The organism is Marinobacter gudaonensis, from assembly GCF_900115175.1.
GTDB classification, from domain to species: Bacteria; Pseudomonadota; Gammaproteobacteria; order Pseudomonadales; family Oleiphilaceae; genus Marinobacter; species Marinobacter gudaonensis.
Window position 1 is genome coordinate 110,502 of record NZ_FOYV01000004.1, and the last position, 13,673, is coordinate 124,174.

The 13,673-nt window shown below is 60.6% G+C and carries 12 protein-coding genes; 7 read left to right on the forward strand and 5 right to left on the reverse strand.

Translation table 11 applies throughout. The features are described 5' to 3' along the window. Positions 1-35 precede the first annotated feature (35 nt). On the forward strand, positions 36-842 hold the full coding sequence (cpdA, locus tag BM344_RS16450) for a 3',5'-cyclic-AMP phosphodiesterase (protein ID WP_091992270.1): 807 nt from the start codon (positions 36-38) through the stop codon (positions 840-842). Here cpdA and metE read toward each other — a convergent pair. Beyond that, positions 836-3,115 (reverse strand): 5-methyltetrahydropteroyltriglutamate--homocysteine S-methyltransferase, encoded by a 2,280-nt coding sequence (metE, locus tag BM344_RS16455; RefSeq protein WP_091992271.1) that lies wholly within the window; start codon positions 3,113-3,115, stop codon positions 836-838. The two genes, cpdA and metE, sit on opposite strands and share 7 nt — an antisense overlap. Positions 3,116-3,244: 129 nt before the next feature. On the opposite strand from metE, the gene BM344_RS16460 reads away from it, so the two are divergent. From BM344_RS16460 to BM344_RS16470, 3 genes are all read left to right on the forward strand, one after another. Continuing rightward, the gene (locus BM344_RS16460) at positions 3,245-4,159 is read left to right on the forward strand and encodes a LysR family transcriptional regulator (RefSeq protein ID WP_091992272.1); all 915 of its coding nucleotides are present in this window, start codon (positions 3,245-3,247) and stop codon (positions 4,157-4,159) included. Positions 4,160-4,192: 33 nt separating this feature from the next. Then, positions 4,193-4,585, forward strand: a complete 393-nt coding sequence (gene gcvH / locus BM344_RS16465) for a glycine cleavage system protein GcvH (RefSeq protein ID WP_091992273.1) — start codon at positions 4,193-4,195, stop codon at positions 4,583-4,585. Between the two features lie 188 nt (positions 4,586-4,773). Continuing rightward, entirely contained in the window at positions 4,774-5,970 is a 1,197-nt protein-coding gene (locus BM344_RS16470) for a class I SAM-dependent rRNA methyltransferase (RefSeq protein ID WP_091992274.1), read from the forward strand. Between the two features lie 8 nt (positions 5,971-5,978). Here BM344_RS16470 and BM344_RS16475 read toward each other — a convergent pair whose 3' ends face one another. Then, a complete protein-coding gene (locus tag BM344_RS16475; protein WP_091992275.1) occupies positions 5,979-6,635 on the reverse strand; it encodes a histidinol-phosphatase in 657 nt (218 codons plus the stop codon). A 172-nt stretch (positions 6,636-6,807) separates the two neighbouring features. On the opposite strand from BM344_RS16475, the gene BM344_RS16480 reads away from it, so the two are divergent. From BM344_RS16480 to BM344_RS16490, 3 genes are all read left to right on the forward strand, one after another. After that, positions 6,808-7,338 (forward strand): RNA pyrophosphohydrolase, encoded by a 531-nt coding sequence (locus BM344_RS16480; RefSeq protein WP_091992276.1) that lies wholly within the window; start codon positions 6,808-6,810, stop codon positions 7,336-7,338. Between the two features lie 15 nt (positions 7,339-7,353). Beyond that, positions 7,354-9,660: a phosphoenolpyruvate--protein phosphotransferase gene (ptsP, locus tag BM344_RS16485; RefSeq protein WP_091992277.1), complete on the forward strand. Its 2,307-nt coding sequence runs from the start codon at positions 7,354-7,356 to the stop codon at positions 9,658-9,660. Positions 9,661-9,781: 121 nt separating this feature from the next. Beyond that, the gene (locus BM344_RS16490; protein WP_091992278.1) at positions 9,782-11,023 is read left to right on the forward strand and encodes a patatin-like phospholipase family protein; all 1,242 of its coding nucleotides are present in this window, start codon (positions 9,782-9,784) and stop codon (positions 11,021-11,023) included. Positions 11,024-11,069: 46 nt separating this feature from the next. Here BM344_RS16490 and hslU read toward each other — a convergent pair whose 3' ends face one another. The 3 genes from hslU to BM344_RS16505 all read right to left on the reverse strand — a co-directional run bounded on the left by hslU (position 11,070) and on the right by BM344_RS16505 (position 13,668). Beyond that, positions 11,070-12,398 (reverse strand): ATP-dependent protease ATPase subunit HslU, encoded by a 1,329-nt coding sequence (hslU, locus tag BM344_RS16495; protein WP_091992279.1) that lies wholly within the window; start codon positions 12,396-12,398, stop codon positions 11,070-11,072. A gap of 12 nt (positions 12,399-12,410) precedes the next feature. Continuing rightward, complete coding sequence (gene hslV, locus BM344_RS16500) at positions 12,411-12,941, reverse strand: ATP-dependent protease subunit HslV (RefSeq protein WP_091992280.1); 531 nt, start codon at positions 12,939-12,941, stop codon at positions 12,411-12,413. A 91-nt stretch (positions 12,942-13,032) separates the two neighbouring features. Then, positions 13,033-13,668: an SPOR domain-containing protein gene (locus BM344_RS16505; RefSeq protein WP_091992281.1), complete on the reverse strand. Its 636-nt coding sequence runs from the start codon at positions 13,666-13,668 to the stop codon at positions 13,033-13,035. Positions 13,669-13,673: the final 5 nt, after the last annotated feature.

The window sequence follows — 13,673 nt, forward strand, 5'->3', positions numbered from 1 at the left end:
GACAGGGAATTGCCAGCGAGTAGATCCAGACATCCATGACCGCCAAGGAATCAACCCGGCCGTTCCGGGTACTGCAACTGACTGATCCGCATCTGATGGCCCGGGCCGACGGCGATCTCCTTGGCGTCCGGACCCTGGACAGTTTGCGGGCGGTGATCAGTGAGGTTCTCAGGACGCATGGCCAGCCGGATCTCATCCTGGCTACGGGCGATCTTGCCCAGGACGGCTCCGAAGAGGCGTACCGGGTGTTTGGCGATTGCCTGAGGGCGTTTTCCTGCCCGTCACTCTGGATTGCCGGTAATCACGATCACGCCGACAACCTCAGCAGGATTGCTGCCGAGTTCCGCGCCACTGCCCGGCATGTCGTTGAGGGCGGATGGCAGTTCGTAATGCTGGACTCCTCGGTGCCTGGCAAGGTGCACGGTGCCCTGGCCGACTCGGAACTGGCGTTTCTCGCCGACACCCTCGAGAAGCATCCGGATTTGCCGGCGGTGGTCGCGTTGCACCATCACCCGGTAGACATCGGTTCTGACTGGATGGAAAAAATCGGACTCACCAATCGGGATGCGTTCTGGCAGGTTGTAGACCGATTCCCGCAAGTGAAAGTGGTGCTCTGGGGCCACATCCATCAGGAGCACGAACGCGACCGGAACGGCGTGACACTCTTGGCCACGCCTTCCACTTGCATTCAGTTTACGGCCGGCTCCAGCCGGTTCGCTGTTGAAGACCGCCCGCCCGGCTATCGCTGGTTTGAATTCCATGACACCGGGGACTTCACCACGGAAGTCCGCCGGGCCACGGGGTTCCAGTTCCAGCTGGACCAGAACAGTACCGGTTACTGAGTCGTCTCCCGCAACGTCCGGGCTGCCGCCACCATCTGCTGCAGAGCCGGAATCACCTCCTCCCACTGCCGCGTCTTCAAACCGCAATCCGGGTTCACCCAGAGCCGCTCGGCGGGGATCCGTTCTGCCGCTTTCTTCATCAGTAAGCGGACCTGCTCGCTGTCGGGAATGTTCGGGGAGTGAATGTCGTACACGCCGGGGCCGATGTCGTTCGGGTACTGGAAGTCCTGGAAGGCGTCCAGCAGCTCCATATCCGAGCGCGAGGTTTCAATGGTAATGACATCGGCATCCATGCGTGCAATGGCTTCAATGATGTCGTTGAACTCCGAGTAGCACATGTGAGTATGGATCTGGGTTTCGTCCCTGACGCCGTTGGCTGCCACACGGAAGGCTTCGATGGCCCAGTCCAGGTAGTCTTTCCAGTCGGATGTGCGCAACGGCAGGCCCTCGCGCAGGGCTGCCTCGTCGATCTGGATGATGCCAACACCGGCGGCCTCCAGGTCCAGGACCTCGTCCCGGATGGCCAGGGCCAGCTGCCGACAGCTTTCCTGGCGGGGCTGGTCGTCGCGAACGAATGACCAGTTGAGGATGGTCACCGGGCCGGTAAGCATGCCTTTGAGGGGCTTGTCGGTCAGGGACTGTGCATAGCGGATCCAGTCCACTGTCATGGCCCTGGGGCGCGAGATGTCACCAAACAGAATGGGCGGCTTCACGCAACGGGAGCCGTAGGACTGCACCCAACCAAACTGGCTGAAGGTGTAGCCGTCGAGCTGCTCGCCAAAGTACTCCACCATGTCATTGCGCTCTGCTTCGCCGTGTACCAGCACATCAAGGCCCAGTGCTTCCTGTTCAGTCACGCAGCGGCGGATTTCCTCGCGAATGCGCGCCGTGTAGTCCGCTTCGCTAAGTTCGCCCCGGCGAAACTGCAGGCGTGTCTGTCGAATATCCCGGGTCTGGGGAAAGGATCCGATGGTGGTGGTCGGAAAGCGCGGCAGGCCGAGGCGCTTCTGCTGGGCAACGATGCGTTGGGTGTACGGGCTCTGGCGTTGCCCCAGTGAACGGGTAATGCCCTCAGTCCGGCTACGCACGTCGGGATTGCACACCCGGCTTGATGTTTTCCGACTGAGGGCAGCGCTGGCCGAGGCTTTCAGTGCCTCGGAAACCGCGGCTCTGCCCTGGTTCAGGGCAGTGGCAAGAGTCGCCAGTTCCTCGAGCTTCTGCACGGCAAAGGCCAGCCAGTTGCGGATTTCCGGGTCCAGCTTCTGCTCACTGGCAAGATCGACGGGTACGTGAAGCAGCGAACAGGAGGGCGCAAGCCAGAGGCGATCACCCAGCTTATCGTGAATTGGTTCCAGCCAGTCGAGGGTGTGTTCCAGGTTGGTTCGCCAGATGTTGCGACCGTTGATTACCCCCAGGGAAAGTTGCTTGTGGGGTGGCAGCCAGTCAACAACCCGTGCCACCTCCTGGGGGGTACTGACGGCATCCAGATGCAACCCTGCGACCGGCAGCTCGCATGCCAGTTGCAGGTTGTCCCTCAGTTCCCCGAAGTAAGTGGTCAGCAGCAGCTTCGGCTTGGCGGTTTTCAGCTGGTGGTAGGCCAGGCTGTAGGCGTGGCGCCAGTCAGCGTCCAGATCGGTCACCAGGGCGGGTTCGTCCACCTGTACCCAGTCAATGCCCTGGTCGGCCAGGCGTTCCAGGAGCTCCGAGTAGAGTGGCAGGAGTGTGTGCAGCAGGTCGAGGCGATTACTGCCGTCTTTGGACTTGCCAAGCCAGAGGTAGGTCACGGGGCCAATGATTACAGGCTTGGGTGTCTGTCCCTGGGCGCGGGCTTCGGCAATCTCTCCGATCAGTCGGTTGGCATTTAGGCTGAAGCGCGTGTCGCGGGAAAACTCCGGCACGATGTAGTGGTAGTTGGTATCGAACCACTTGGTCATTTCCCCGGCCTGAACGCCACAACAGGCTGTCTCCTGGCCGGAGCGGCCGCGGGCCACGCGAAAATACCGTTCAAGCTCGGTGCCACCGGATTCTGCCGCGCGCTCAGGCAGGTTGCCGAGGGTGGCGCTCATATCCAGTACCTGGTCGTAAAAGGAAAAGTCTCCTACCGGAACCCGGTCGAGACGCTGTTGGAGGTGCCAGTGCTTCCGCCGCAGATCGGCGCCGGTCGCCTGAAGTTCCTGTTCGCTGATCTGGCCTTTCCAGAACGCCTCCTGGGCGAATTTCAGTTCGCGACGGGCGCCAACGCGCGGAAAGCCGAGATTGTGTGTGGTTACCATGGGTTGCCCTCTGTTTGATGCGTGTTGTGAATCGAATAGGGAAGAAAGGGCAGGGTATCGGTCTTGATTGATGAAGAATAATGGTATTATTTCACTGTTCCATGAAAATAACTCATGCCAGGGCGTGCGATGATCGAACGTAACCATCTGGAAATCCTCCGTGCGGTACACCGGCAGGGCTCATTAACGGCGGCTGCCGAGCACCTTCACCTGACCCAGTCTGCCCTGAGCCATTCGATCAGGAAGCTGGAGCAGCAACTGGGCACCGACCTCTGGGTAAGGGAAGGGCGACAGCTCCGGTTGACCCAGTCAGGTGAGTACTTACTGTCGCTGGCTAACCGGCTATTGCCGCAGCTTGAGCACGCCGAAATGTTGGTTGGCCAGTTTGCCCAGGGCCAGCGGGGTACGTTGCGCATCGGTATGGAGTGCCATCCCTGTTATCAATGGCTGCTGAAGGTCGTGGGGCCGTATCTGGAACGCTGGCCGGGCGTCGATGTGGATGTAAAACAGAAATTCCAGTTCGGTGGCATTGGTGCGCTCTTCGGCCATGATATCGACATGCTCGTCACGCCCGATCCCCTGCACCGTCCGGGGCTGGTCTTCGAGCCAGTGTTTGACTACGAGCAGGTGCTGGTCGTTGGTAAGGACCACTGCCTGGCAGGCAGGGCCTGGGCCGAACCGGAGGATCTGGAACGAGAAACCCTGATCACCTATCCGGTGGAGGTGGAGCGTCTCGATATCTACACCCGGTTCCTGTTGCCGGCCCACACCAGTCCGGCCCGGCACAAGACCATCGAGACCACCGACATCATGCTGCAGATGGTCGCGGCTGGCCGTGGTGTGGCGGCCTTGCCTCGCTGGCTGGTAGCCGATTACGCCAGTCGTATTCCGGTGGTGCCGGTGCAGCTCGGGGCGTCCGGCATTCCCAAGCAGATCTTCCTGGGCCTTCGTGAGCGGGACCGCGAGGTGGATTACCTCGAGGCGTTCATGGAACTGGCCCGCGGAACCGTTCAGGGGTTCGCTGGAAACGATGTCTTCGGGTAAACTGCGCAGAAAATTCTTTCAGGAAACCGGACAATGAGTGAGATTCCCGCAGATCTGAAATACATCGAAACCCACCAGTGGGTTCGCGTCGCCGATGACGGCACCGCCACGGTCGGCATTACCGATTTCGCCCAGGAGCAGTTGGGCGATGTGGTGTACATCGGCGTGCCGGATGTGGGTGCCACGGTCAATGGTGGCGAGGAGGCCGGCGTGGCCGAGTCGGTGAAGTCGGCGTCGGATGTGTTCAGTCCGGTCACCGGCGAGGTCATCGAGGTGAATGAGAGCCTGGAGGATGAGCCGGAGAAGGTGAACGAGGATCCTTACGGCGATGGCTGGATGTTCAAGGTTAAGCTGGCCGACCTCGGTGAACTCGAGGGCCTGATGGATGCGACGGCCTATTCGGAGCATGTGGCTGCCGAGCAATAATTGCAGGCGTGAGGGGAGGTCTGCCGGGGCAAGCCTCCCAAAACACGCTGTAAATACCTCCCTGTACGCTTGGCTCCGCCATCCCTGGCTCCGCACAGTTTTGGGAGGCTTGCCCCGGCAGACCGTCATGCTTCGGCGCCCGTTCCCGTTTCGATCCTACACCCTTTTGTTCTCTTCAGGTGGTCCTCATGAATTTTCCGGTTCTGTATCTCCGTAAAGGCGCCGAGCGCCGTCTCCGTGCTGGCCATCTCTGGGTTTACAGCAACGAGGTGGACACCCGGCGCAGCCCGCTGGCCGATTTCGAGGCCGGCGTGCAGGCGGAGCTTCGGGCAGCCAATGACAAGGCCCTGGGCACGGTGTTTGTTAACCCCCATGCCCTGATCTGTGGCCGGCTGATCAGCCGGGAAGCGGGACATGGTATGACACCGCAGCGGCTGACACACCGGATGGAAGCGGCACTGGCAATGCGTGAGAGGCTGTTTGACCGGCCGTTCTATCGGTGGGTCTACGGGGACAGCGACGGGCTGTCGGGGCTGGTGATTGACCGGTTCGATACCACGGTGGTGGTGCAGATTTCCACCGCCGGTATGGAGCTTATGAAGGACGCCATCGTGCGGGCGGTGCAGCGGCTGGCGCATCCGCAGGCCATTATTCTCAAGAACGATGGCAAGATGCGCAAGGTTGAGGGCCTGGACACCTACGTGGAGCAGGCGCACGGGCCCGAGGTCAGTCTGTTGGAAGTGGAGGAGAACGGGGTTCGGTTTCAGGTGCCCCTGGAGGGTGGCCAGAAGACAGGCTGGTTCTACGATCACCGGATGAACCGGGCGCGCCTTCAGGCCTACGCACCTGGCAAGCGGGTGCTGGACGTGTTCAGTTACGTGGGCGGCTGGGGTATTCAGGCGGCGTGTGCAGGCGCAACCCAGGTGACCTGTGTCGACAGCTCGGCCAGCGCCGTTGATTCAGTCCACCACAATGCCCGGCTGAATGGCCTCGACAATGTGGAAACCATCGAGGGCGACGCCTTCGACGCGCTGAAGGCGCTGGCGGAGGAGAAAGAGAAATACGACGTTGTGGTTCTGGATCCGCCGGCACTGATTCCCCGGCGCCGGGACCAGAAGGCCGGCGAGGAGGCTTACGCCCGACTGAACCAGCTGGGGCTCCGGCTGTTGGAGCGGGATGGCATCCTGGTCTCCGCCTCCTGCTCCATGCATCTCTCCCAGGAGAAGCTGGTAGACATCATCCGCGCCAGTGGACGGAAGATCGACCGCTTTGTCCAGCTGCTGGAGCAGGGCCACCAGGCGCCGGATCATCCGGTGATTCCCGGCATTCCGGAGACGGATTACATCAAATCCTTTTTCGTGCGTTCACTCACCGGATTCTTCTAGGCAGGCCGTTAGTCCCTGAGCGACATCACCTTCCAGCCCTGGTCCCGGGCAAACTTTTCCAGTCTGGGGTCCGGGTCCACGGCCACCGGGTTGTCGACTTTCTGCAGCAGCGGCAGGTCGTTGTGGGAGTCGCTGTAGAACCAGGCGCCGTCCAGCGTCCGATTGTAGGCTTCCAGCCAGTCGTACAGCCGCGTTACCTTGCCGTCCTGGAAGCTGGGAGTGCCGGCTACTTCCCCGGTGAACTGGCCGTTGATCAGCTCCGGATCGGTCGCAATCAGGTGCTCAATACCCAGCGCTTCAGCGATGGGTTCGGTCACAAAGCGGTTGGTGGCAGTAATGATCATCAGTGTGTGGCCCAGGGCCCTGTGGCTGTCCAGCAGGGTTTTGGCGCTGGCCAGCATCATTGGCTTCACTTTCTTCTCCATGAAGCGCTCGCGCCAGGTCAGGAGGTCGTCCATGCGGTTACGCGCCAGCGGCTGCAGGGCAAAGCCGAGGTAGTGAAGGATATCGAGCTCTCCGTTCAGGTACTCCTCGTAGAACCGGTCGTTGGCCTGCCGGTATTCCTCGGCATCCACAATGCCTTCCTCCACGAGAAACTCGCCCCAGGCGTGGTCGCTGTCACCGGCCAGAAGGGTGTTGTCCAGATCGAAAATTGCGAGCGTCAAGCGGGTACCTCCAACGGTCACGGGGGTTGCAAGGAAACGCCAAGTCTACCACGACCTGTCATCATCGGCTGCGTTTGCCGAACCCTTGGGATTCTGTAAGAATGAGAGCAACTTGGATAAATCCGACCGGTGAATTTTTGACCGGTCCACCGACTTTTAAGAGGACTGTGCCGTGATCGATTCAGACGGTTTCAGACCCAACGTCGGAATCATTCTGGCCAACCACAGAGGCGAAGTGCTCTGGGCAAGGCGAATAGGGCAGGACTCCTGGCAGTTCCCTCAGGGTGGCATCAAGCACGACGAATCCCCCGAGGATGCACTGTACCGGGAGCTTGGAGAGGAGGTCGGCCTGAGTGCCAGTGATGTGGAAATCATCAGTTGCACCCGGGGCTGGCTGAGGTATCGACTCCCCAGGAGAATGGTACGCCAGAACTCGCACCCGGTTTGTGTGGGCCAAAAACAGAAATGGTTCCTGCTGAGGATGTTATCGCCAGACGCGCGGGTGTGCGTGGATGGCACCGATTCACCGGAGTTCGACGGATGGCAGTGGGTCAGCTACTGGTATCCGTTGGGTCAGGTGGTTTCATTCAAGCGTGAAGTGTATCGACGCGCGCTGAGAGAGCTTGCGCCGCGACTGTTCTATAACATGGACCAGTGGCACCGAGCCGAGCAGAACCAGCGCTTAAAGGAACACCAGAAATGACGGACTGACACCGCCATGCTGAGCATTCTGCGAAGTCTTGTACAAGAGGTAAACAGCGCCCGCGATCTGCAGGAGGCGCTGGATATCATTGTATCGCGGGTGCAGAAAGCCATGGGCACGGAAGTCTGTTCCGTTTACCTGCTGGATCCGGCCACCAACCGTTACATCCTCATGGCCACCGAGGGTCTCTACCGCAAGGCGGTGGGGCAGGTCAGCCTGGCGTACTCCGAAGGCCTGGTGGGCCTGGTGGGCTCCCGGGAGGAACCCATCAACCTCGAAGATGCGCCCTCGCATCCACGTTACCGCTATTTCCCCGAGACCGGGGAGGAACGCTTTCGCTCGTTCCTGGGTGTGCCCATCATTCACCATCGTCGGGTGCTGGGTGTGCTGGTGGTGCAGCAGCGGGAGAGTTCCCGCTGCTTTGATGAGGGCGAAGAGGCCTTTCTGGTCACCGTCTCTGCCCAACTGGCCGGCGTGATTGCCCACAGTGAAGCCACCGGCGCCATCAGCGGCCTGTCCCTGACAGGTGAAGAGGCTCACGACGTCAGCTTTAACGGCGTGCCGGGTGCTCCGGGGGTGGCCATTGGCCAGAGCGTGGTGGTCTATCCCGCCGCCGACCTTGATGTGGTTCCCGAGAAGCCGACAGACGACGTAGACCAGGAACTGGAGTTGTTCCATGCCGCGGTCACCGCGGTGCGCGAGGACATCGAGCGAGTGGCGAAGCGCCTGGCGTCTCAGCTGCGCCCGGAAGAGCAGGCGCTGTTTGATGTCTACCTGAGGATGCTCGGTGACGACGCCTTGCCTGGCGAGGTGGCCAACAAGATACGCGAAGGGATCTGGGCCCAGGGCGCCCTGAAACAGGTGGTCCAGCAGTACGTGCGCCACTTCGAAATGATGGACGACCATTACCTGCAGGAACGGGCCGTGGATATCCGCGACCTGGGCCGGCGCCTGCTGTCCCACCTCCAGGAAGGTGAACAGAAGCACCTGAACTACCCGGAGCGGACGGTTCTGGTCAGCGAGGAACTGACCCCCGCCATGCTCGGTGAAGTGCCCAAGGGGCAGTTGGTGGGCCTGGTGTCGGTGAAAGGTTCGAGTAACTCCCATGTGGCGATTCTTGCCAGGGCGATGGGTGTGCCCACGGTCATGGGCCTGGTCGACATTCCGGTAAACCAGCTCGATGGCAAGGAACTGATTGTTGATGGCTTCGAGGGCCAGATTTTTGCTTCGCCGTCGGCAGATTTGCGCTCCTTTTACCAGGCGATCTGCGATGAAGAAGATGAGCTGATTCGCGGCCTGGAAGTGCTCAAGGACAAGCCCTGCGAGACCACGGATCACCACCGGGTCTCAATGCTGGTGAACACCGGCCTGATGACCGACGTGGTCCGGTCGCTCTCCAACGGTGCCGAGGGCATTGGCCTGTACCGCACCGAAGTTCCGTTCATGATCAAGGATCGCTTTCCTTCGGAGCAGGAGCAACGGGAGTATTACCGGGAGCAGTTGGAGGCGTTTGCCCCTAACCCCGTCACCATGCGTACCCTGGATATCGGTGGCGACAAGGCGCTCACCTACTTCCCCATACAGGAGGAAAACCCGTTCCTCGGGTGGCGCGGCATTCGTGTGACGCTCGACCATCCGGAGATCTTCCTGGTGCAGGTGCGGGCCATGCTCAAGGCCAGTGAAGGACTCAACAACCTGCAGATCATGCTTCCGATGATTTCCAACATTTCGGAGGTGGAGGAATCTCTGCACCTGATCTACCGGGTGTATCACGAGGTTCGGGAAGAAGGGTATGAGATCCACATGCCGAAGGTCGGTGTGATGGTGGAGGTTCCAGCGGCGGTCTATCAGATTCGTGAGCTCGCTGACCGGGTGGACTTCCTGTCGGTGGGCTCCAACGACCTCACCCAGTATTTGCTGGCGGTGGACCGCAACAACCCCAGGGTGGCGCAGCTCTATCATTCCTACCATCCTGCCGTGCTGCAGGCGCTGGTGCGCATAGCCCAGGATGCTCATTCGGTGGGCAAGCCGGTGGGTATCTGTGGAGAGCTGGCCGGTGATCCCGGCGGCGCCCTGTTATTGATGGCCATGGGTTACGACTCGCTTTCCATGAACGCCGCCAGCCTGCCGAAGGTCAAGTCGGTGATTCGCAGCGTGAGCCGGGAATGGGCAATTCAGCTCCTCGAGGATGTGCTATTGCTGGATTCGCCACACGTGATCAAGAGCTGTGTCGATCTCGCCCTGAGAAATGCCGGTTTTGGCCGCTACCTGCGCCCCGGCAAGTCCACGGCCATGGCGGTGTCGGAAGCGGCGGTTTCCTGAGTGTTGGCGGATTTTCCGGCAATATAGGGTGTGAACTCTAAAACCGGTTGTTATCTTGTTACCTGAAGTATCCGGTGGCCCTCGATACGGGCCCGCATTTTCATCCGGAAAAAGGAAGGCTATGACGTCGCCAACTGATCCTCAATCCGCTCCCCGCATTGGGCTGGCCCTCGGTGGCGGCGGCCCGTTGGGGGGTATCTACGAGATCGGAGCCCTGCGGGCCCTGGATGAGGCCCTCGACGGTCTCGACTTCAACAACATCGATGTCTACGTTGGCGTTAATGCCGGGTCCTTTGTCGCTGCTAACCTGGCTAACCAGATGACCACGGCGCAGCTCTGCCGAATATTCGTGCGTAACGAAGCCGAGGTGCATCCGTTCCATCCGGAAGTGTTCTATCGCCCGGCGTTCCGTGAAATTGGCAGCCGGTTGCTGGCGGTGCCGGGCTTGCTTGCCACCGCCATGAGCCGCTTCATCAACAACCCGTACGACCAGAGCCTGCTTGAGGCCATGACTATCCTGGCCCAGGCGGCACCGGCGGGCCTGTTCGATAACGAGGGGCTGCACGAGTACCTCAAGCGGGCCTTTACCATGCTGGGTCGTACCAACGACTTCCGCCAGCTCAAGCGCAGCCTCTACATTGTGGCGGCGGATGTCGAGAGCACCGAGGCGGTCTGTTTTGGCGCACCGGGCTTTGATCACGTGCCCATTTCCAGGGCCATCCAGGCCAGTACCTCGTCACCCGGGCTCTACGTACCGGTGGATATTGACGGTCGCTATTATGTGGATGGAACCCTGCGCAAGGGACTGCACGCCTCCGTGGCCTTCGAGGACGGCGCGGATCTGGTGTTTGCGGTCAACCCGCAGGTGCCGATAGACGCCAGTGCCGCCGTGCGGGCCGGCTCCATGAAGCCCGGAGAGCTTACTCGTTCAGGTATGCCGAACCTGCTTTCGCAGACGTTCCGGACCATGGTCTACTCCAGAATGCAGTCGGGTATTGCCCAGTATGCGAGGGATTACCCCGACAAGGACATACTGCTGTTCGAGCCGACACGGGATGACGCCAAGCTGTTCTTCTCCAATGTGTTCAGCTTCCAGTCCAGGCGAATGGTGTGTGAGCACGCGTACCAGATGACGCGCCGGGATCTGTTGGAGCGGGCTGACCAGCTGGAACCTCGGCTGGCCAAATACGGCATCACCCTGAGACGGGATCGTCTGGAAGACGAGCAACGAACCATCAGTACCAGCCTTTACGGTGAAATGCTGCCGCTTTATGTGGCCAAGGGGAGGAAGAGGAAGGCCGACAAGGGCAAGCTGGCCTCAGGGCTGGAGAACGTGACCCACCTTTTCTCTAAGGCTGAATAATTCGGGTTGGGGCCGGAGCGCGGTTGGCTCCGGCCCGGCTTCCGGCTTACAGAATATAGCGACTCAGGTCCTCGTCCTCGGACAACTCGCCCAACTTTTCGTCCACGTAGTCAGCGGTCACCTCGAAGGTGTCGGTCACCTGGTCACCGGCATCGAAAGACAGGGTCTCCAGCAGTCGCTCCAGTACCGTATGAAGGCGTCGCGCCCCGATGTTCTCGGTGCTCTCGTTAACCTTCCAGGCCACTTCGGCAATCCTGGCAATGGCATCCTCGCCAAAGGTCAGCTTCACGCCCTCGGTGGCCATCAGCGCCTCGTATTGCTGAACCAGTGAGGCGTCCGGTTCGGTCAGAATGCGTTTGAAATCCTCCGGTGTCAGGGCCTGAAGTTCCACGCGAATCGGCAGACGGCCCTGCAGTTCCGGAATCAGATCCGACGGCTTGGACAGGTGGAAGGCGCCCGAAGCGATAAACAGTATGTGGTCGGTGCGGACCGCGCCGTATTTGGTGCTCACCGTGCTGCCTTCGATCAGGGGCAGCAGGTCCCGCTGTACGCCCTCCCGAGAGACGTCCGAGGAGGTGTTTTCCGAACGCTTGGCCACCTTGTCGATCTCGTCGATAAACACGATGCCATTCTGTTCCACAGCCTGGATGGCCTTCTGCTTGATCTCTTCCTCGTTGACCAGCTTCGCGGCTTCTTCTTCCTTGACCCGCTTCAGGGCGTCCGACACCTTCATCTTGCGAGTCTTGCGCTTGTCCGAGGAGAGGCTGGAGAACATGTTCTGCAGCTGGCTGGTCATCTCCTCCATCCCCGGCGGTGCCATGATCTCGACGCCGGCGCCGGAGTTGCGGAGGTCAATCTCGATCTCCTTGTCGTCCAGTTCACCTTCGCGGAGTTTCTTCCGGAACAGTTGGCGTGTCGAGGAGTCGGAGCTGCGCTGGCTGTCCTCTCCGAAGTCCCGGGGTGGCGGAATCAGGGCATCGAGAATGCGTTCTTCCGCGGCATCCAGCGCCCGGTTCTCGTGCCGCTTCATCTCCGCTTCTCGAAGCATCTTGATGGCCATGTCAGCGAGATCCCGAACAATGGATTCCACATCACGGCCAACATAGCCTACTTCGGTGAATTTGGTGGCTTCCACCTTCAGGAAGGGCGCATCGGCCAACTTGGCCAGACGCCGGGCGATTTCGGTTTTGCCGACACCGGTGGGGCCGATCATCAGAATGTTCTTGGGGGTAATCTCTTCGCGCAGGCTGCTGTCGAGCTGCATCCGGCGCCAGCGGTTACGCAGGGCGATGGCCACCGCCCGTTTTGCTTCTTCCTGGCCCACGATGTGTTTGTTGAGCTCGTGGACAATCTCACGGGGAGTCATTGCAGACATGGTCGCTCCGGATCACTCGTTGGCAGAGAGCACTTCAAGGGTGCGATTGTGGTTGGTGTAGATGCAGATGTCGGCGGCAATATCCAGGCCCTTCTCGACAATCTCGTGGGCAGACAGGTCGGTATTCTCAAGCAGGGCCCGAGCTGATGCCTGGGCAAAAGGGCCGCCGGAGCCAATGGCAATCAGGCCCTGTTCCGGCTCAATGACATCACCATTGCCGGTTATGATCAGGGATGCGGTCTTGTCGGCCACCGCCAACAAGGCCTCCAGTCTGCGAAGGGCCCGGTCGGTGCGCCAGTCCTTCGCAAGTTCGACGGCAGCCCGGGTCAGGTTGCCCTGGTGTTTCTCCAGCTGGGCCTCGAAGCGCTCAAACAGGGTGAAGGCGTCCGCCGTCCCGCCGGCAAAACCGGCAATTACTTTGCCGTTGTAGAGGCGGCGTACCTTTCGGGCATTGCCCTTCATCACGGTGTTCCCCAGGGAAACCTGGCCGTCGCCACCCATGGCAACTTCGTCATCACGTCGGACCGACAGAATGGTAGTCATTTGGGCTCCAATTGCCTGATTGAAATTGGTATCCCGTTGTTATGGAGGCGGGTGGTACGAATTCAAGGAGGGTGGATGCGAGCGTGTCGGATCAACCCTCCTTGGGAATTTTCCGGACGAGAGGTTGAATGTTCATCGACACCAGCTTGTCGATTGCGGAATTCATCTGGCTGCGTGAGGTGAACGGGCCCACGTTGACGCGATACCAGACCGAACCGCTGTCGAGATCGATGCGCTGAATGCTTGCCCGAAGGCCCTGGAAGGCGATCTGGGCTCGCTGGCGCTCAGCGTCTTGCTGGCTTCGGAAGGAGCCGGACTGTACCAGATAGTTGAACTCCTGCTGCGCCGGCCCTGGCGTGTACTCCTCGACCTTCGGGGGCACCACCTCGGATTCGGGCAGCATCTCGTAGAAGCGAAAGCCCGGTTTTTCTTCCCTGCCCGTCACCCCGGGCGATTTTTCCGCCGGCTTCGGAGCTGGCTGGGTAACGGCCGGCTGCTGGGGGCGTGAGGTTGTAGGCAGCGAGTTGAGATAGACGATGAACCCGATAAAGCCGCCGACCGCTGCCAGTGACAGAATCCATTTCAGGGACAGCCCGCCTTGCTGCGCACGGGCGGAGGGTGCCGGCCTGGCGCGACCGGTCTTCGGCTTCGCCGCTTTCGCGGGTTTGCTGCGTGGCGAGGCCGAAGCCTTGGCGGGCCTGTCCTTGCGGGCGTAATCTCGGGACATTAGCG